The 19304-nt window shown below is 72.6% G+C and carries 17 protein-coding genes; 6 read left to right on the forward strand and 11 right to left on the reverse strand.

Going from position 1 to position 19304, the window contains the following annotated elements; all coding sequences use genetic code 11:
- Positions 1–90 precede the first annotated feature (90 nt).
- Positions 91–798: a TetR/AcrR family transcriptional regulator gene (locus ABZ562_RS10865; RefSeq protein WP_361476465.1), complete on the reverse strand. Its 708-nt coding sequence runs from the start codon at positions 796–798 to the stop codon at positions 91–93.
- Between the two features lie 136 nt (positions 799–934).
- Here ABZ562_RS10865 and ABZ562_RS10870 point away from each other — a divergent pair, with 136 nt between their 5' ends.
- Positions 935–1387 carry a nitroreductase family deazaflavin-dependent oxidoreductase gene (locus ABZ562_RS10870; RefSeq protein ID WP_361476467.1) on the forward strand — a complete coding sequence of 151 codons (453 nt, stop codon included), beginning with the start codon at positions 935–937 and terminating at the stop codon, positions 1385–1387.
- A 236-nt stretch (positions 1388–1623) separates the two neighbouring features.
- Here ABZ562_RS10870 and ABZ562_RS10875 read toward each other — a convergent pair whose 3' ends face one another.
- Positions 1624–2865, reverse strand: coding sequence for a geranylgeranyl reductase family protein (locus tag ABZ562_RS10875; RefSeq protein ID WP_361476469.1), 1242 nt, complete (start codon positions 2863–2865; stop codon positions 1624–1626).
- Between the two features lie 148 nt (positions 2866–3013).
- On the opposite strand from ABZ562_RS10875, the gene ABZ562_RS10880 reads away from it, so the two are divergent.
- Positions 3014–4375 carry a dipeptidase gene (locus tag ABZ562_RS10880; protein ID WP_361476471.1) on the forward strand — a complete coding sequence of 454 codons (1362 nt, stop codon included), beginning with the start codon at positions 3014–3016 and terminating at the stop codon, positions 4373–4375.
- Between the two features lie 118 nt (positions 4376–4493).
- Here ABZ562_RS10880 and ABZ562_RS10885 read toward each other — a convergent pair whose 3' ends face one another.
- The 4 genes from ABZ562_RS10885 to ABZ562_RS10900 form a co-directional block, all read right to left on the reverse strand.
- A complete protein-coding gene (locus tag ABZ562_RS10885) occupies positions 4494–5528 on the reverse strand; it encodes an NUDIX domain-containing protein (RefSeq protein ID WP_361476473.1) in 1035 nt (344 codons plus the stop codon).
- Between the two features lie 192 nt (positions 5529–5720).
- On the reverse strand, positions 5721–6641 hold the full coding sequence (locus ABZ562_RS10890; RefSeq protein WP_361476475.1) for a carbohydrate ABC transporter permease: 921 nt from the start codon (positions 6639–6641) through the stop codon (positions 5721–5723).
- Positions 6638–7552, reverse strand: a complete 915-nt coding sequence (locus ABZ562_RS10895; protein ID WP_361476477.1) for a sugar ABC transporter permease — start codon at positions 7550–7552, stop codon at positions 6638–6640. The genes ABZ562_RS10890 and ABZ562_RS10895 overlap by 4 nt, the downstream gene beginning before the upstream one ends.
- Before the next feature lie 12 nt (positions 7553–7564).
- Positions 7565–8848, reverse strand: coding sequence for an ABC transporter substrate-binding protein (locus ABZ562_RS10900; protein WP_361476479.1), 1284 nt, complete (start codon positions 8846–8848; stop codon positions 7565–7567).
- A gap of 212 nt (positions 8849–9060) precedes the next feature.
- Between ABZ562_RS10900 and ABZ562_RS10905 the strand changes: the two genes are divergently transcribed.
- Entirely contained in the window at positions 9061–11139 is a 2079-nt protein-coding gene (locus tag ABZ562_RS10905) for an NPCBM/NEW2 domain-containing protein (RefSeq protein WP_361476481.1), read from the forward strand.
- A 43-nt stretch (positions 11140–11182) separates the two neighbouring features.
- Here the strand turns inward: ABZ562_RS10905 and ABZ562_RS10910 are convergent, their stop codons facing one another.
- The gene (locus tag ABZ562_RS10910) at positions 11183–12799 is read right to left on the reverse strand and encodes a serine/threonine-protein kinase (protein WP_361476483.1); all 1617 of its coding nucleotides are present in this window, start codon (positions 12797–12799) and stop codon (positions 11183–11185) included.
- Between the two features lie 63 nt (positions 12800–12862).
- The gene (locus ABZ562_RS10915) at positions 12863–13837 is read right to left on the reverse strand and encodes an ROK family protein (RefSeq protein ID WP_361476485.1); all 975 of its coding nucleotides are present in this window, start codon (positions 13835–13837) and stop codon (positions 12863–12865) included.
- Between the two features lie 131 nt (positions 13838–13968).
- On the opposite strand from ABZ562_RS10915, the gene ABZ562_RS10920 reads away from it, so the two are divergent.
- Complete coding sequence (locus tag ABZ562_RS10920) at positions 13969–15033, forward strand: LacI family DNA-binding transcriptional regulator (protein ID WP_361476865.1); 1065 nt, start codon at positions 13969–13971, stop codon at positions 15031–15033.
- 117 nt (positions 15034–15150) lie between these two features.
- Positions 15151–15291, forward strand: coding sequence for a hypothetical protein (locus tag ABZ562_RS10925; RefSeq protein WP_361476487.1), 141 nt, complete (start codon positions 15151–15153; stop codon positions 15289–15291).
- Between the two features lie 24 nt (positions 15292–15315).
- Here ABZ562_RS10925 and ABZ562_RS10930 read toward each other — a convergent pair whose 3' ends face one another.
- A complete protein-coding gene (locus ABZ562_RS10930; protein WP_361476489.1) occupies positions 15316–15699 on the reverse strand; it encodes an SHOCT domain-containing protein in 384 nt (127 codons plus the stop codon).
- Between the two features lie 190 nt (positions 15700–15889).
- Between ABZ562_RS10930 and ABZ562_RS10935 the strand changes: the two genes are divergently transcribed.
- A complete protein-coding gene (locus ABZ562_RS10935) occupies positions 15890–16522 on the forward strand; it encodes a GAP family protein (protein ID WP_361476490.1) in 633 nt (210 codons plus the stop codon).
- Here ABZ562_RS10935 and ABZ562_RS10940 read toward each other — a convergent pair whose 3' ends face one another.
- Positions 16523–17728: a hypothetical protein gene (locus ABZ562_RS10940; protein ID WP_361476492.1), complete on the reverse strand. Its 1206-nt coding sequence runs from the start codon at positions 17726–17728 to the stop codon at positions 16523–16525.
- A 123-nt stretch (positions 17729–17851) separates the two neighbouring features.
- On the reverse strand, positions 17852–19129 hold the full coding sequence (locus tag ABZ562_RS10945) for an aldolase/citrate lyase family protein (RefSeq protein WP_361476494.1): 1278 nt from the start codon (positions 19127–19129) through the stop codon (positions 17852–17854).
- Positions 19130–19304: the final 175 nt, after the last annotated feature.

Consider the following 19304-nt stretch of genomic DNA (forward strand, 5'->3'; position numbering starts at 1 on the left):
ACGAGCGCGGGGCCGCGAGGTGCCGCCCGCCGCGGCAGCGGCTGATGTCACAGCGGCGTCGGGAGCCCGGCATGATCCACACGACACCCCCTAGCCCAGCCCCGCTTGCCGTCCCAGGGTGGCGGCGGTGTGCGTGAAGAACTCCTCGCGCGCCTCCACCACCCCCTGGAACTGGCCGAACAGCTCGAAGCTGATCATCCCGAACATCTGCGCCACCGCCGCGACGAGCGCCGCGAGCGCCGCGGCGGGCAGCTCGGCACCGGGGGTGCCGAGGGCGTCGGCCAGCGTCGTCATATCCGCCCGCACCCCCTCCGGCAGCTCCGTCTCCTCCGGTACGCGCAGGGCGCCCGCGGCGTGTGCGTCGCGCGCGACGCCGATGAGGGCGAGGGCGACGCGGGCGGCGGGCGCGACGGTGTCCTGGGGCGCCGAGTAGCCCGGCACCGGGGAGCCGTAGATCAGCGCGTACTCATGCGGGTGGGCGAGCGCCCAGGCCCGGGCCGCCCGCCAGACCGCGGTCCAGCGCGCAACGGGCTCGCCGTCGCCGCGCGTCGCGTCGAACGCGGTCTCGGCGGCGGCGCCGATCGCGTCGTACGCGTCCACGATGAGCGCGGTCAGCAGCTCGTCGCGGCTCGGGTAGTAGCGGTAGAGGGCGGAGGAGACCATGCCCAGCTCGCGGGCGACGGCCCGGAGCGACAGCTTGGCCGCGCCCTGGTCGGCCAGCTGGCGGCGCGCCTCCTCCTTGATGGCGGCGGTCACATCGGCGCGGGCCCGTTCCCTGGCCCCTCGGATCGCGGTCATGCGGTCCAGTCTGCCACCTTACGGAGCGGCGCCCCAAAACGAGAGCAATGCTCTTGCCGGGACGTACGGCACGGTGCACACTGCTCTTGAGCGAGAGCACTGCTCTCATCCTGGCTCACGGCAGACGGAGGACGTCATGACACAGCACTACATCGCACCCCGCCGCTTCGAGATGCCCGCCCACCGCGCCGTGGCCTGGCTCGCCCGCCACGGCCTCAGCCTCTTCGGCGCGGCGGAGCTGTCCGTGCCCGGCCGGACCAGCGGGGCGCCGCGGCGCGTCCCGGTCAACCCGCTGCGCCTGGACGGCGGGCGCTATCTCGTCTCGGCGCGCGGCAACGCCCAGTGGGTGCGCAACCTGCGGGCGGCCGGGGGCGGACAGCTGCGCAAGGGGCGCGGAACGCGGCCGTTCACCGCCGCCGAACTCCCCGAGGGCGAGGAGAAGGCGGCGGTGCTGCGGGCCTATCTGGGGCGGTGGGGGTGGGAGGTCGGCGCCTTCTTCGACGGCGTGACCGCCACCTCCCCCGACGCCGAACTCGCCCGGATCGCCACCCTGCACCCGGTCTTCCGCATCACCACCACGGACGCCTGAGCGCTCCCGGACACGGGGAACGCGCCAGGGGGTGTCTCGCCGATCCTGCCGGGCTCCCGACGCCGCTGTGACATCAGCCGCTGCCGCGGCGGGCGGCACCTCGCGGCCCCGCGCTCGTCGCACGCGGCGCCGCTGCGCTCTCCTCACGCGGGTTGCGAGCTTCCCCCAGCTACCGCTGGGAGGTGCCCCCTGCACCAGACGCCGCTCGCTGATCCGGCCCGATCGACAAGCCCCCCCTACGGCACCTGGGTGCCCTGGGCGCTGGGCGCCTGCTGGCTCCGGTCCATCGCCGCCAGGGCCCGCCGGGCCGCCGGATGGGTGCGGATGAGGTCGGCCAGCGTCGTCGTACCGCGCGTGATCTTCGTGAACGCGCGCCACGCCGGGCGGAATCCGGTGAGCGCGGCGTGGAACATCCCCGGGCGGCGGGCGAACACCGCGTACATCCGGCGGCCGACGCCCATCTCCACACCGAGACCGGCCTTGATCGCGAAGGCGTAGTTGAGGGCCTGCCGCCGGGCGTCCACCGCGTCGTGCGCCTCGGCGATCCGCACCGCCCACTCCCCCGCGAGACGGCCCGAGCGCAGCGCGAAGGAAATGCCCTCCCGCGTCCACGGCTCGAGCAGCCCGGCCGCGTCCCCGCACACCAGCACCCGGCCGCGGGAGAGCGGCGAGTCGTCCGCGCGGCAGCGGGTCAGATGGCCGGAGGAGATGCTCGGCTCGAATCCGGCGAGGCCGAGCCGGGCGATGAAGTCCTCGAGGTAGCGCTTGGTGCCCGGGCCCTCGCCGCGCGCCGAGATGACGCCGACGGTCAGTGTGTCGCCCTTGGGGAAGACCCAGCCGTAACTGCCGGGCATCGGGCCCCAGTCGATGAGCACCCGGCCCGCCCAGTCCTCCGCGACCGTCTCCGGAACCGGGATCTCCGCCTCCAGGCCGAGGTCGACCTGGTCCAGCTTCACCCCGACGTGCGCGCCTATCCGGCTCGCGCTGCCGTCCGCGCCGACCACGGCCCGCGCCAGCACCGTTTCGCCGTCCGCGAGGACGACGGCCACGGTGCGGCGGTCCGGTACGGACGGGCCGTGCTGCTCGACGCGGCTGACGGCCACGCCGGTGCGCACCTCGGCGCCCGCGTCCTTGGCCGCCTCGACCAGACCGGCGTCGAACTCCGGCCGGTTGATGAGCCCGAACAGCATGTGCTTGGAGCGGCGGGTCCGGGACAGCTTGCCGTTCATGGAGAAGGTCACGGCGTGGACGCGCTCACGCAGCGGCAGTTCGAAACCGGGCGGCAGCGCCTCGCGCGACGGGCCGATGATGCCACCGCCGCACGTCTTGTAGCGCGGCAGTTCGGCCTTCTCCAGCAGCAGCACCCGGCGGCCGGCGCACGCCGCGGCGTGGGCCGCTGAGGCACCCGCGGGCCCCCCGCCGACCACGACGACATCCCATACCGTCTCTTTGTCCGGGGTTGCGTTGTCGCTGCTCACGTGTGCTTCCGCTCCCAATCGCCCGTCCTGCATGCGCCTACCGGGCATCCTACGGCTCGCTGTCGGCCGGACCTGCTGTGGGATGATCGGGCCACCGCGCAAGCCGCGTCCCACCCCTCAACGCCGCGTATCCCAGGAGCGTTCCCCCATGGAACAGGACCTCGCCGCCACCGTCGCCGCCCTGCAGCCCCGCGCCCTGGCCGAGCTGGCCGAGCTGGTGGCCTTCCCCTCGGTGGCGGACCCGGCGCAGTTCCCGCGCAGCGGGTGCGAGGCCGCCGCGCAGTGGGTCGCGACCGCGCTGCGCGCCGAGGGCTTCCAGGACGTGGCGCTGCTGGACACCCCCGACGGCACCCAGTCCGTCTACGGTTTCCTGCCCGGCCCGGCCGACGCGCCGACGGTGCTGCTCTACGCGCACTACGACGTGCAGCCGCCGCTGGACGAGGACGCCTGGCTCAGCCCGCCGTTCGAGCTGACCGAGCGGGACGGCCGCTGGTACGGGCGCGGCGCGGCGGACTGCAAGGGCGGCGTGATCATGCATCTCACGGCGCTGCGCGCACTGAAGGAGCACGGCGGCGCCCCGGTCAACGTCAAGGTGATCGTGGAGGGTTCGGAGGAGCAGGGCACGGGCGGCCTGGAGCGGTACGCCGAGGCGCATCCGGAGCTGCTGGCCGCCGACGCGATCGTGATCGGCGACGCGGGCAACTTCCGGGTGGGGCTGCCGACCGTCACCGCCACGCTGCGCGGGATGACGCAGCTGCGCGTCTCGGTGGACACCCTCGAAGGGAACCTGCACTCCGGCCAGTTCGGCGGCGCCGCCCCGGACGCGCTCGCCGCACTGATCCGGATGCTGGACTCGCTGCGCGCGGAGGACGGCTCCACGACGATCGACGGCCTCGACCCGGGCACGGCCTGGGAGGGCCTGCGGTACCCGGAGGAGGACTTCCGCAAGGACGCCGGGGTGCTGGACGGGGTCGAGCTGATCGGCTCGGGCACGGTCGCCGACCGCATCTGGGCCCGCCCCGCGGTCACGGTGCTGGGCATCGACTGCCCGCCGGTCGTCGGCGCCACCGGCTCCGTCCAGGCGAGCGCGCGGGCGCTGGTCAGCCTGCGGGTGCCGCCGGGCGTGGACGTGGCCGAGGCGAACCGGCTGCTGGCCGCCCATCTGGAGGCGGCGGCACCGTGGGGCGCGCGGGTCGCGGTGGAGCAGATCGGCCAGGGCCAGCCGTTCCGCGCGGACACCGGGAGCCCGGCGTACGAGGCGATGCGCGCGGCCATGCGGGTGGCGTACGACGGCCAGGAGATGGCGACCGCGGGTCAGGGCGGCTCGATCCCGCTGTGCAACACGCTCGCCTCGCTGTACCCGGAGGCGGAGATCCTGCTGATCGGCCTGAGCGAGCCGGAGGCGCAGATCCACGCGGTCAACGAGAGCGTGTCGCCGGAGGAGCTGGAAAGGCTCGCCCTCACCGAGGCGCTGTTCCTGACGGGGTACGCGACCGGCAAGAAGATCTGACCGGCTCCCGGGTCCGGCCCGCGCCCCCGGCCGGGCGGCCCCCCGGACCGGACCGGGGGCCGCCCCGTCGGGGGCGACGCGCCGCCGCGACGGCGTACGGTACGGGCGGGGCGGGCGGTCAGCCCACCGGGACCCCGGCCTCCAGGTACAGCGTGCGGCCCTGTTCGCGGGCGCGCAGTGCCCAGCGGAGGCGGCTGAGCCGGACCGGGGGCAGCAGGCCGGCGGCCTCGGCCTCGGTGACGAAGCGCCAGCCGCGCAGTTCGGCGCCGGGCAGCAGCACCTCCTGGGCCTCCCCGGTGGTGATCCGGCCGCCGTCGAACAGCAGCCGCAGGCCCCCGTAGCCGGGCGGCTGGGGGCGTTCCCAGTCGGCGACCAGCAGCCGCAGCGGCTCGTCGAGCCGTAGGCCCAGCTCCTCGGCCACCTCGCGGCGCCCGGCGCACATCGGCGGCTCGCCGCGCTCGACGACGCCGCCGGGGAACTCCCAGCCGGGCTTGTACGTGGGGTCGACGAGCAGCACCCGGTCGGCCTCGTCGAAGAGCAGGACCCCGGCCGCCAGGGTCTCCGCCGTCGGTTCGGGCGTCTGCACGATGTCGCAGCTCCCGGCGCCCTCGCGGACGGCGTCGGCGATGTGCTCGGCGGTCTGGCGCGGGGTGAGCCCGGTGGTGTCGACCACATGGGCGTCGGTGGTCAGCCAGTCGAGGGCCGCCCGGTAGGGCGCGAGGTGGTCCAGGCACCAGCGGCGCACGGACTCGCTGGCGTCCGCGTCGCCGGGTATCTCCTCGCGCTCGGCTATGCGCCGGCGAAGGATCGTTTCATCGGTGTGCAGCAGAACATGCCGCACGGGGATCCGCCGGGCGGCGAAGCCGCCGAAGATCTCATCCCGGTACTCCTGTCTGAGGACCGTCATCGGGACCACGAGCGGGCCGCCGACCTCCGCGATCAACGCCGCTCCCGTGTCCACGACCAGCCGCCGCCACGACGGCAGGTCCTGATAGTCGGAGACCTGTTCCAGACGCTTGCGCGGCAGCATCATGCGCAGACCGTTTCCGACCAGTTCCGGGTCGTAGAACGTGCTGCCGGGCATGAAGTCCACCAACTCACGGGCCGCGGTGGTCTTCCCCGCGCCGAACGCACCGTTCAGCCAGACGATCACATTTCCCCCTAATCCATCGCCTCCTGACAGTTGCCCGCATCACCCTGCCACGGAAACGCCCGAATACGACTGAGTGACGGATCGGGCCCTCCCGGTTCCCCGACGTGGGGCGCCGCGGGGTCCTGGTGCCACAGAACCCCACACGTCACACAGACCACCGTGGCCCCTTACGCCACGGTGGCCCCTCGGCCATCAGCCCTTGCTGGCGCCGAGCGTGAGCCCGGCGATGAAGTGCCGCTGCAGCAGCAGGAAGACGAGCACGGTGGGCAGCGCGACCAGCACCGAGCCCGCCGCCAGCAGGTTGTAGTCGGTGAAGAACTGCCCGCGCAGATTGTTGAGCGCGGAGGTGACAGGAAGCTTGTCGCCGTCGGAGATGAAGACGAGCGCCCACAGGAAGTCGTTGTACATCCAGGTGAATTGCAGCGTGGCGAGCGCGGCCAGGGCCGGCCGGCACAGCGGCAGCGTGATGCGCCAGTACCGCGTCCACACCCCCGCGCCGTCCACCACCGCCGCCTCGATGATCTCGATGGGCAGGGTGCGCATGAAATTCGCGAGAACGAAGACGCAGAAGCCGACCTGGAACGCGACCTGGACGGCGATCACGGCCCAGTAGGAGTCGTACATCGTCATCGAGTCCGACATCCAGTAAGGCAGATCTATCTTGGTGAACAAGACGTACAGCGGGGTGACGATGACCTGCTGCGGCAGCAGGTTCCCCGCCGTGAACACCATCAGCAGAACGAGCCCGCCCCGCATTTTCAGCCGGGTGACGGAGAAGGCCACGAAGGACGCGAGGAACAGCGTCAGCAGCACTCCGGGGACCGCGATGAGGATCGAGTTGAGGAAATACTTGCTCATTCCGGAGTCGACGAACGCCTGCCGGTAGTAGTCGAACGACAGATGGCGCGGCAGCGAGAAATAGCCGTATTCGGCGGTCTCCTCGTACGGCCGCAGCGAGGCGTAGACGGCGAGCAGCAGCGGGGCGAGAAACGCCAGCGAGACGGTCATCAGGAAGGCGTGCAGCCCGAGCCGCCCGGGGCGGACCCGGGGCCGCCCCGGTCCGGCCACCGGGTGGACGACCGGTGCGGGGGCCGGGCGGATGTCGGTGGTCATCCCTTCTTCTCCCCTCGCAGCTCCTGGACCAGGTAGGTCACGATGAATCCCAGGGACACGGTGAGCAGGACGACGGCGATGGCGGAGCCGAATCCGATCCGGCTGGCCTCACCGATGATGTTGTCGGTGACCAGCACGGAGAGCAGTTCCAGCCCGTTGCGGCCGTGGTTGATGGCGTAGACGATGTCGAACGCGCGCAGCGCCTCGATGACGGTGATGACGCCGACGATCACATTGACCGGCCGCAGTGTGGGCAGGACGACCCGGAAGAAGCTCTGGGTCTCGCTCGCGCCGTCGATCGCGGCGGCCTCCTTGAGCGAGGGATCGACGGATTTGAGCCCCGCCAGATAGAGGATCATCACATACCCGGTGTGCCGCCAGGCGGCCGCGAGCAGCACCATCCAGATATTGAGGTCCGGATCGCCGATCCAGTCCACCGGATGACTCTTGTCGCCGAGAATCGCGTTCAGCGCGCCCTGGTCGCGGGAGAAGATCAGCTGGGCGATGAAGCCGACGATGGCGAGCGAAAGCACCACCGGCATATAGAGGGTCGACTGGTAGAAGCGGCTGAACCGGACGCCCTTGTCGAGAAGGACGGCCAGCAGCAGCCCGAAGGGCGTGGCGACGAGGCCGAGGAAGGCCACCCACAGCAGATTGTTGCGTACGGCGGGCCAGAACGGCGGATAGTCGGTGAACAGGTTCCGGTAGTTGTCGAAGCCGACCCAGTGGAGGTCGCCGATCCCGTCCCAGCTGGTGAAGGACAGACCGATGGAGGCGAGGGTCGGGCCCCAGACCAGGGCCAGGTCGAGCAGGACGGGTATGCCCAGCAGCACGCCGATGACGGCGAGGTCGCGGGAGGTGAACCTCCGCGGTCCCCGCCGTTTGGCACGCCGCGCGGTGGTGAGCGGCACGGCGCGATTCTCCTAGCTGTCGGCGAATATGGTCTTCTTCTGGGACTCGATGTCCTTGGTCAGGGTGTCGATGTCGTCCGGCTTGTTGATGAATTGCTGGATGGCCCGGATCATCACCTGCGACGCGAAGTCGGGGCGGGTGTCGCGGTCCATGAACTGCGATATCTGCTTGGCGCCGGAGACGAGCGCGACGGCCTTCTTCTGCAGCGCGTTGTAGGAGGAGGTGGCCGCCTTGTCGTTGCACGCGATGTTGTTGGGGTCCCGCTTCAGGTAGATCTCCTCGGCGGCCGGGGTGGCGAGGTACTTCAGCAGTTCCTTGCCCTCCTTCTGCCGCTTGGACTTCTTCGCCAGCAGGAAGCCGTCGATCGGCGCCTCGACCGCGTCCTGGCCGTAGGCGGAGTCGATTTCGGGGAACGGGAAGAAGTCCAGGTCATCGCGGTCGGCGGCGGAGAACTGCTGCCCGGGGTGGGGCAGTCCGAAGACCGCCATGCCGGACTTCTTCTGCGCCAGGCTCTGCGCGGCCTCCTGCCAGGTGCGCCCGTTGGCGCCCTGCTGGTGGTACGGCATGAGACCGCGCCACAGGTCGAAGACGTGCTTGACCCGGGGATCGGTCCAGGACTCCTTGCCGCCCATCAGCGAGACATGGAAGTCGTAGCCGTTGGCGCGCATATTGAGATAGTCGAAGGTTCCCATGGCGGGCCAGCCGTCCTTGTCGCCGAAGGCGATGGCGTCGAGGCCGTCCTTGTCCATGCGCTTGGCGAGCGCCCGGAACGCGTCGAAGGTCTTGGGGATCTCGTAGCCGTGCTGCTCGAAGACGCTCTTCCGGTAGAAGACCGCCCACGGGTAGTAGTAATACGGCACGAAGTACTGCTTGCCGTCCTTGCCGGTGGACTGCTTCTTCAGCGCGTCCGAGAAGCCGCTGAAGCCCTTCCAGAGGTCGCCGATCTCGGCGAGCTGTCCCTGCTCGGCGAAGAACTGCATGCGATAGCCCGCGAACCACATGAAGACGTCGTCCGGGGTGCCCTTGAGGTAGCGGTTGATGCCCTCCTGGAAGGCCTCGTGGTTGACGGTGTTGACCTTGACCTTCTTGTCCGACTTCTTCTCGTACGCCGCGAACACCTCGGCGAACGCCTTGCGGGGCACGGCGTCCGAGGCGTTGGAGCCCATCTTCACCTCATTGCCCGGACCGCCGCAGCCGGTGAGGAGCGCCGGGAGGGTGACCGCCCCGGCTCCGACCGCGGTACCCCGGAGCAAGGTACGGCGGGAGATCCGATGTCCTGACGATGACTGTGCCATGGGCCCTCCACAGAGGATCAAATCAAACACAACCGAACGCGGGTGGCTGGATCACATCGGGCGAGTGGCGGCACAGTCAAGGGTTTTGACGAGATATCGAACAACTGTTATCGCATCTCTTCCAACAGACTCCAACACGGCCTACCGTAAACGCTCGCATGTGACGCGTCCCGCGACGCTGCGTCACCCCGTTGAGACGGAGGAACCGCACCATGCGCCACCGCTCTTTACGCACCGCGAGACACCGAGTCATCGGAGGACTGGCGGCCGCGCTGCTCGGCACGGCCGGTCTCACCCTCCCCGCCGCCGCCCAGCCGGCCGCGGCCCGCCCCGCCCCCTCGAAGCAGACCGCCCCGCAGACCGCCCCGGCAGCGGAGCCCGCCCCGGCCGGGGACGGGCTCGCGCTCACCCCGCCGATGGGCTTCAACAACTGGAACTCCACCCACTGCCGCGCGGAGTTCAACGAGGCGATGGTCAAGGGCATCGCCGACCTCTTCGTGAGCAAGGGCCTCAAGGACGCCGGATACACCTACGTCAACCTCGACGACTGCTGGGCGCTGCCGCAGCGCGACGCGAACGGCAAGCTCGTCCCGGACCCGGCGCGCTTCCCCAACGGCATCAAGGCCGTCGCCGACTACATCCACTCCAAGGGCCTCAAGATCGGCATCTATACCAGCGCGGGCACCAAGACCTGCAACACGGCCGGGTTCCCCGGCGCGCTGGGCCATGAAAGATCGGACGCCCAGCAGTTCGCCGACTGGGGAATCGACTACCTCAAGTACGACAACTGCAATAACCAGGGAGTAGACGCCAAGCAGCGCTACCGCGCCATGCGGGACGCGCTGAAGGCCGCCTCCGAGACCACCGGTCGCCCCATCGTCTACAGCATCTGCGAATGGGGGCAGAACAAGCCCTGGGAATGGGCGGCGGATGTCGGCCAACTCTGGCGCACCACCGGTGACATCAGTGACACCTGGGGCAGCATGCTGTCGATCGCCAAGAAGAACCTGCCGCTCGCCCCGTACGCCGGGCCCGGCCACTGGAACGACCCCGACATGCTCGAGGTCGGCAATGGCGGCATGACGGACACCGAGTACCGCAGCCACTTCTCGCTGTGGTCGGTCATGGCCGCGCCGCTGCTGATCGGCACCGATCTGCGCAAGGCCGACGCCACGACGTATCAGATCCTCGGCAACCGCGACGTCATCGCCGTCGACCAGGACCCGCTGGGCAAGCAGGGCACCGTGCTCTCCTCCGAGGGCGGACGCTGGGTGATCTCCAAGGAGCTGGCGGACGGCGGCCGCGCCGTCGCCCTCTTCAACGAGACCGACCAGCCGCAGCGCATCGCCACCACCGCGGCCCGCCTCGGCCTGCCGCAGGCGGACGGATACCGGCTGCGCGACCTGTGGCAGCACCAGGACCACAACACCGCGGGCTCCGTGGCGGCCACCGTCCCGGCCCATGGCACGGTGCTCTACCGGGTCTCCGCCGACAAGCGCTGGGCGTCCTACCCGCCCGCCGCCGAACTTCGCGTCGACGCCGCCCCGTTCACCGAGGCGGGAGCCACCGCACCGGTCGAGACGGCACTCGGCAACCTCGGCGGCAGCCCGGCCCACCAGGTCCGGGTCCGGCTCACCGGCCCCGACGGCTGGCGCGTGAGGACCACCTCGCCGACCCAGGCCGCCACCCTGCCCACCGGCAGCAGGCTCGCCACCCGCTGGCAGGTCACCGCTCCGAAGGACGCCAAGCCCGGGGCGTACGAGCTGACCCTCCGCGCCGACTACCGCTCGGCGCGCGGCGGCAAGGTCAGCACCGGACTGCCGATCCCGGTCCATGTGGTGGTCGCTCCGCCCACCGGCGCCACCTACGCGAGCGATCTGCCGTGGCTGAGCGCGGTCAACGGCTGGGGGCCGGTCGAGAAGGACACCAGCGTCGGCGAGAACGCGGCCGGCGACGGGCATCCGATCACCCTCGACGGCACCGCCCACGCCAAGGGCCTGGGCGTGCACGCGCCCAGTGAGGTCACGTACTACACCGGCGGCCACTGCACCGCGTTCACGGCGAAGGTCGGCGTGGACGACGAGGAGGGCACCGCCGGAACGGTCGCCTTCGAGGTGTGGGCGGACGGCACCCGGGTGCTGTCGACCGGGACGCTGACCAACGCCGATCCGGCGAAGGCCGTCACCGCCGCCGTCGACGGCGCGACGACGGTCCGGCTGGTCACCACCGACGGCGGGGACGACGTCACCAGCGACCACGGGGACTGGGCGGACGCGGCGTTCAGCTGCTGACGCAACCGCCCCGGCGACCGGCCCGCTCCCCCGTGCCGCCGGCTCAGCAGACCGGCAGCCCGGGGAGGGGCTGGTCGTTGTCGCCGCCCCGGACGTACACATCGCTGACGTAGACGCCCTTGTTGCCGTTGTCGTCGTCCGTCCTCGCCCACCAGACGTTCGTCCACTTGCCGTACCGCTCCGGGCGGTTCAGATTCTCCTGGCAGTAGAAGTAGTTGATGCCCTGCTTCAGGGCGCCGACCGGTTCACCGCCGTGGGTGTACGACGTGGCGTCCCGCCACACCACGCAGTTGTACTTGCCGCCGCCGATGTCACTGCACACCGGGGCGGCGCCGGCACCGGAGGGCGGGGAGGCCTTGCCGGTGGCGGCGCCACCGCCGCCCTTGCCGTCCGGCGCGCCGCCTTCCGGCGCGTCCTTCGAGCCGCCCTCCGCGCCGCCCGGCGCGCGCGAGGCCGATGGGGACGCCACTCCGCTCGCCCGCGGGCTGCTCGCGCCCGCCTCGCCCGTCCCCTCGCGGCCCCCTCCCCCGGCCCTCGGCGACCCGGGTCCCGTCGGCTCCGGCGACCGGCCCGCCGTCGTACGGTCGCTCTCGCCGCCGAGCAGCGCGTACGTCACCCCGCCCCCGACCAGCACCACACCGGCCACCGCCGCCGCCACCAGCGCGCGCGTCCGCCCGCGCCCCGGCCCCGGCGCGCCACCCGGCGTGGCGACGCCCGGCGCGGCGGCGACGTCCGGCGCGGTCGGGGTCCGCGGGACCCGCGGAGCGGACGGCCGAAGCGGCGGCGGGCCGGGCTCCGGCGCGGCCCCGGCGGCGACGGCCGCCAGCAGCTGCCGCGCCTCGGCCGCCGTGGGGCGCCCTTCCGGGTCCTTGTCCATCAGCTCGCGCAGGACGGGCGCCAGCGGACCGGCCAACCGGGGCTCCGGCAGCGGCTCGGTGACGATGGCGGTCAGTGTCGACCACACGGAGGTGCGGCGGAACGGCGACGAACCCTCCACCGCCGCGTACAGCGTCATGCCCAGCGCCCACACGTCCGAGGCCGGGCCCGGATCCTGGCCCTGGGCGCGCTCCGGTGCCAGGTAGTCCAGCGAGCCGATGAGCTCGCCGCTGCGGGTCAGCTTGGTGGTCGCGCCGTCGTCGGGCGCCTCCATGCTCGCGATGCCGAAGTCGGTGAGCACCACCCGGCCCCCGCGGTCGATCAGCACATTGCCCGGCTTCACATCGCGGTGCAGCACCCCGACGTCATGGCCCGCGGCGAGCGCGTCGGCCACCTTCGCGCCGATCCGCGCGGCCTCCAGGGGCTCGACGACGCCGCGCTCGTCGATCAGGTCGTCCAGTGACGGGCCGTCGATCAGCTCCATGACGATGACCGGCAGCCCGTCCTCGTCCGCCACATCGTGCACGGTGATCACACCCGGATGGCGGATCCGGGCCGCGGCGCGCGCCTCCCGCCGCATCCGGGTGCGCAGATCGGCCAGCTCCGCGCCGGACGCGTCGGTGTAGGCGCGCAGCACCTTGACCGCGACCTCCCGGCCCAGTACCTCGTCCACCGCTCCGCAGACCACGCCCATGCCACCGCGGCCGAGCTGCCCCGTCACCCGGTAGCGACCGCCCAGCAGTCTGCCCGTCAGATCACCGCCCATGTCCCCCGGTGCCACCATCGCGGTCCCCTCGCATCGCAAGCAGTGAGCGAACAGCTTAGGGGCAGGGGGTGACAGGGCGGCTCAACTCGGGAAACGAGGCGTGCCCAGCGGGCCGAACCCCTCCAGCCGCTGTTCCTGGGCCGCCGCGGCGGCCGCGCCGACCAGGCCCGCGTCGGTGCCCATCTGCGCCGGTACGACCTCCAGCCCCGTCACGAACGACAGGGTCGCGTAGTCGCGCAGCGCGCGCCGCAGGGGCGCGAAGAGCACGTCACCGGCGCCCGCCACGCCGCCGCCGATCACCGCCACCTCGATCTCGACGAGCGCCGCGGTCGCGGCGATCCCGGCGGCCAGGGCCTGGGCCGCGCGGTCGAAGGAGGCGCGCGCGACCGGGTCACCGGCGTGCGCGGCGGCGGCCACGGCCGCGGCGCTGGTGTCGCCGTCCGGGCCCGGCCGCCAGCCGCCGGACAGCGCGCGGCGCGCGATGTTGGGCCCGCTGGCGATGCGCTCGACGCAGCCGCGCCCGCCACAGGGGCACGGATCGCCGTCGAGGTCGACGCTGATGTGGCCGATGTGCCCGGCGTTGCCCGTGGGGCCGGGGTGGAGCCGCCCGTTCAGCACCAGCCCGCCGCCGACGCCGGTGGACACCACCATGCACAGCGCGCTCGCGCGCCCGCGCGCGGCGCCCTGCCAGTGCTCGGCCGCGGTCATCGCCGGTCCGTCGCCGACGAGGGTGACCGGCAGCTCGCCGGTGGTCTCCCGGACCCCGGCGACCAGCGGGAAGTCGCGCCAGCCGGGGATGTTGACCGGGTTGACGGTGCCCACCGAGGCGTCCACGGGGCCCGCGCTGCCGATGCCGACGGCGGCCACCCGGGACCAGTGCGCGGTGGCCGCGAGTTCGGCCAGCACCGCGGAGACCTCCGCCATCACCGCCGGGCCGTCGGCCTGCGCGGGGGTCGCCCGCCGGGCCCGTACGACCAGCTTGCCGCCGCCGTCCACCAGGGCGCCCGCGATCTTGGTGCCGCCGATGTCCAGCGCGGCGATGAGGTCACGTGCCATGGCTGTCGACTCTCCTGGTGGGCGGCGTGTCATCCGTATGCGGCCACAGTCTTCCCTGCCGCTGACAACGTTGTCCAGAGGCTATGCTCGACACCCCTTCCGCCACCACGACCAGCGACGGGACGAGCACCGTGACCGACACCGCCCGGGACACCGCCGCCGGCACCCCACCCCGCCGCTACGGCTCCCGGCCCACGATGAAGGACGTCGCCGCCCGGGCCGGAGTCGGCCTCAAGACGGTCTCGCGCGTGGTCAACGGCGAACCGGGGGTCACCCCCGACACCGAGCACCGCGTCCAGGAGGCGATCACCGCGCTCGGCTTCCGCCGCAACGACAGCGCCCGCATCCTCCGCAAGGGGCGCACCGCGAGCGTCGGCCTCGTCCTGGAGGACCTCGCCGATCCGTTCTACGGCCCGCTCAGCCGCGCCGTCGAAGAGGTGGCCCGGGCCCACGGCGCGCTGCTGATCAACGGCTCCAGCGCCGAGGACCCGGTCCGCGAGCAGGAGTTGGTGCTCGCCCTGTGCGCGCGCCGGGTGGACGGCCTCGTCGTCATCCCGGCGGGTGACGACCACCGCTATCTGGCCCCCGAGCTGGCGGCCGGTGTGGCCACCGTCTTCGTCGACCGCCCGGCGGGCCGCATCGACGCCGACGCGGTGCTCTCCGACAGCTTCGGCGGCGCGCGGGACGCGGTCGCCCATCTGATCGCCCATGGCCACCGCCGGATCGGCTTCCTCGGCGACCAGCCGGGCATCCACACCGCCGCCGAGCGGCTGCGCGGCTACCACGCCGCGATGGCCGCGGCCGGGCTGCCGGTCCACGACGGCTGGCTCTCCCTGGGCCCCACCGACCCGGAGCGGGTGCGCGGCGCGGCCGCCGCCATGCTGAACGCCGCCGAGCCCGTCACCGCGCTCTTCGCGGGCAACAACCGGGTGACGGTCACGGTGGTGCGGGTCCTCGCCGAGCGCCCCGCCCCCGCCGCGCCCGTCGCTCTGGTCGGCTTCGACGACTTCGAACTCGCCGATCTCCTCTCCCCCGGCATCACCGTCGTCGCCCAGGACGCGGCCCGGCTCGGCCACACCGCCGCGGATCTGCTCTTCCGCCGTCTCGACGGCGGGGGCGGCGAACCGCGCCGGGTCGTACTGCCGACCCGGCTGATCGCCCGCGGCTCCGGCGAACTGTCCCCCTCCTCGGCCTGACGGGCGCCCCGGACGGCGTCCTGAACGGCCCCGCCCCGGTTGCCCCGGCTCCCGGCCCCCGTCACGGTGGGGTGCGGAGGGCCGGGAGACCCCAGCCGACGGGACGGAGGAGGTGCGATGGCCGGACGCCGTACGCGAACGATCCGCGCGGCCGGCCCCATGGCCGCGCCGGCACCGGTCGCCGCGGGCCGCTCACAGGAGGGCGGCACCCCGTCGGCCGCGGTGTCCCGGACCTCCGCCGCCTTCGTCCCGTCCTGACCGCCTCGCCGTTTCACCGTCTCCTCAGGCGGCGAGCACCTTGGCCTTGGCGCGTTCGTACTCCTCGGCCGTGATGTCACCGTGGTTCTTCAGCTCCACCAGTCGTGAGAGCTCATCGGCGTGGCCGGTCGCCGCGGTCCCGCGCACGAACTCCCGGAGTTCCTCCTCCGCCTGCTCGGCCCGCTTCATCTCGCGCCGGCCCATCCCGCTGCCCCGTGCCATCAGGTACACGAAGACGCCGAGGAAGGGCAGGACGATGACGAAGACGCACCAGCCCGCCTTGGCCCAGCCGTTCAGCGAGTCATCGCGGAACATGTCCCCGATCACCCGGAAGAGCAGCATCAGCCACAGGACCCACAAAAAGATCCACATCGTGGTCCAGAACACATTGAGCAGTGGGTAGTCCATCGTCTGCCTCCCATCGGACGCGCCCGGCGGGACCCACGACGGCCACCACCGGGGCCGACGTATCCAGCGTACGCGGCGGGCGCGCCGCGTACGGCGGGCTCCCGGGACCCGGTCGGCGCAGCACCGGGTGCGCCGCGGGCCGGGCCGCGTACCAATGGAGGCAGGGCGGACGGGGCCGGAAGGGCGGGCCATGGACCTCCAGATTCTCCCGCTGGCCGTCACCATGATGGCGGGGCCGCAGATCGTGGCCGCCGTGATCCTGGTGACCACCACGCGGCCGGTGCGGGTCTCCTCCGCGTTCCTGCTCGGGGTGGCGGTCGCGACGGCGGTGGGTGTCGCCATCACCCGGGGGATCTTCGCGCTGCTGGGCGACGCGGTCTCCCCGGGCCGCCCGTCCGATCCGGGGGCGGCCGCGACCATCGTGCAGCTGGTGCTGGTGGGGCTGCTGGTGCTGATCGCGGTGCGGAACCTGGTGCGCCGGGAGTCGGTCGAGCCGCCGAAGTGGCTGGGGTCGCTGATGGAGGCGGGCCCGCTGCGGGCACTGACGACCGGGCTGATGGTCATCCTGCTGATGCCGTCCGACATCATGGTGCTGCTGACGGTGGGGGCGAATCTGGAGCAGCACCGGGCGGCCCTGACGGCGGCGCTGCCGTTCATCGGCGCCACCGTGCTGATCGCGGCCCTGCCGCTGCTGGTCTATCTCGTCTTCCGGCACCGGGCGCGCAGCGCGATGCCCCGGCTGCGGGAGTGGCTGAACACCCACAGCTGGGTGGTCAACATCGCTTCCTGTCTCCTCTTCATCGTGCTCATCCTCGCGCCCTAGCTAGGGGGTGTCCTCGAAGTGGCGGCCCGTCGCGGCCAGCAGCGTGATCACCGCGAGGGCGGCCAGCAGGACCAGCACCAGGAACAGCACGGTCAGCACGGTGGGGTGGTTCCACAGCGCGAACACGGCGGCCGGGGTCAGCAGCGCGGCGACGGTCAGCTCCCGCCGGTGGTCCGCGGTCCAGGTCCCGGCCCGTCCGGTGCGCATCCCCCGGGCCGCGCCCCACCGCGCGGCGGATTCGGCGGCGCGCTCGGCCGCGGCCCGTACGGCGCGGGGCATCCGTCCGGGACCGGCCAGATAGGCGCCGGCCGCGACGACGGAGCTGAGCACCGTCACGGTGAGCACGGTGACCCGCAGGAAGCGCACCACCGTGTCGAAGAGGGCCGAGGCGGCGGCGCGGGACAGCACGCCCGGCGGCACATGGTCGAGGCAGTACCGGCGGGCCACGGTGAGCGCGAGGGCCAGCGCCAGCGATGCGGCGGCCGTGCCGAGGGCGGCGCCCACGAGCGCGCGGCGGCGGCCCCGGGCGAGCAGGACTCCGGTGGCGCCGAGGGCGACGGTCAGGGTGGGCAGCCAGTTGCCGGCCACGTCGAGCAGGCGTACCGCCCGCTTGACGCGGTCGAGTTGATGGGAGTGGAAGAGGATCGTGCGCCGGTGGATGTCGGGGATGTCCCTCGCCGAGGGGAATCCGGCGTTCACGAGCTGGAGTTTGACCTTCTCCACGGCGGCGCCGACGTTCAGGGTGACGGTGTCGCCGCGTACGCCGACCGGGCCGTGGCCCTCGCCGGTGAGGGCGTGCACGACGGCCGCGTGGGCGGCGCGGTTGGCACCGGTCCACACGGCGGCGAACTCCTCGGTGTGCACGATGTGCGTCGCGACCTTGCGCACGGCCTGGTCGAGGGCCGCGTCCAGCTGGGGGGCCAGGCCCTCGATGGTGTCGGCGGCCCGGGGCGGCAGGCCCTGGTCGCGCAGCCAGTCGGCGACGTCGGAGGTGACCTTCCGGCTGTTGTGCCGGAGGTCCACGGCGTTGCCGATATGATCCACGGCCGCCTCCTGGATCGCCGGATCGGTCGCCAGCGGGGCGACCGTCGCCACGTAGCGGTCGGTGTCCAGGACGATGCCGTCGACCCATACGGTCAGCACGGACACCGGCACGAGCAGGCAGCCGAGCAGGATCAGCAGGGCTGACACGGCACTTCTGACCATGCCACCATCTCCCGCCCTCCCCGGCGGCCGCGCATCCCGGGTGACACGGAGGGGTGAGCGAATGCGGCCGCCGGGTCAGCGCGCGGACCAGGCCGCGGGCGGTTCAGCGCGGGGCGTGCCGGTTCAGCGCGGGGCGCGCCCGGCGAGGGCGTCGAGTTCGGCGCGGCTCAGCCCGGTCAGCCGTCCCACCTCGGCGGCGTCGACCGCGCCGCAGTCCAGACCGCGCAGCAGGTGGCCGCTGAGTGCCTTGGCGGTGGCGGGCTCGTCCATGACGTCCCCGCCCGTGCGGTTCACATACGCCGCGAGCCGGGCCGCGGCGGTCTCCAGACCCTCCCGGTAGAAGGCGTAGACGGCGGCGTAGCGGGTGGGCAGATGGCCGGGGTGCATGTCCCAGCCCTGGTAGTACGCGCGGGCCAGGGACCGCCGGACGAGGCGGTGGTGGAGCCTCCAGGCGTCGTGGACGCGCTCGGTGGGGCCGACCGGCAGCACATTGGTCGAGCCGTCGGAGAGCCGTACGCCGGTGCCCGCGGCGGCGACCTGCATGACGGCCTTGGCGTGGTCGGCGACGGGATGGTCCATGGCCTGGTGAGCGGCGCTGACGCCGCAGGAGGCGCTGTAGTCGAAGGTGCCGTAGTGCAGTCCGGTGGCGCGGCCCCGGGCGGCGTCGATCATGCGGGCGACGGTGGCGCGGCCGTCGGAGCCCAGGATGGACTGGGTGGTCTCGATCTGGATCTCGAAGCCGAGGCGGCCGGCCGGGAGGCCGCGGGCCTTCTCGAACTCCTCGCACAGCCGGACCATGGCGCTGACCTGTTCGGCGTACGTCACCTTGGGGAGGGTGAGCACGAGCCCGTCCGGCAGACCTCCGGAGTCCATCAGTCCGGTGAGGAAGATGTCGAGGGTGCGGATGCCGCGGTCGCGGACGGCGGCCTCCATGCACTTCATGCGGATGCCGACATAGGGCGGTGCGGTACCGGCCGCGTGGGCGGCGGCGACCAGGGCGGCGGCGCGGGCGGCCGCGGCGTCCTCCTCGGCGTCGGGGCGCGGCCCGTAGCCGTCCTCGAAGTCGATGCGCAGGTCCTCGACCGGTTCGCGCTCGAGCTTGGCGCGCACCCGCCGGTACACGGGCCCGGCCAGCTCGTCCGGGAGGCCGAGGACGGCGGCGAGGGCTCCGGCGTCGGGCGCGTGGGCGTCGAGCGCGGCGAGCGCCTGGTCGCCCCAGTCGCGCACGGTGCTCTCGGTGAGGGCGTCGGCGGGCACGTAGACGGTGTGCACGGGCTGGCGGGTGCCGGAGTCGCCCGGGTAACGGCGGGCGAGGTCCGCGTCGACGGGGGCGAGGGACGCGGTGATCCCCTCGCGTACGCCGCGCGGCAGGCTGGTCCCCACCGTCTCGTGCTGAGTCATGCCCGCACCTCCGCCTTTCACCTTCACTCCATCGACCTGAGTTTCCGTCTTGCGGAAACGAATATCCGTAGAGCGAAGTTATACGGGCTCCGAGTGGAGGTCAACACCCCATTGACGCACGTGAAGGCCCCGTACGCGCGGTGCGTACGGGGCCTTCACGAAACCGGGCGGGCGG

The organism is Streptomyces sp. NPDC019937, assembly GCF_040631655.1.
Classification (GTDB): domain Bacteria; phylum Actinomycetota; class Actinomycetes; order Streptomycetales; family Streptomycetaceae; genus Streptomyces.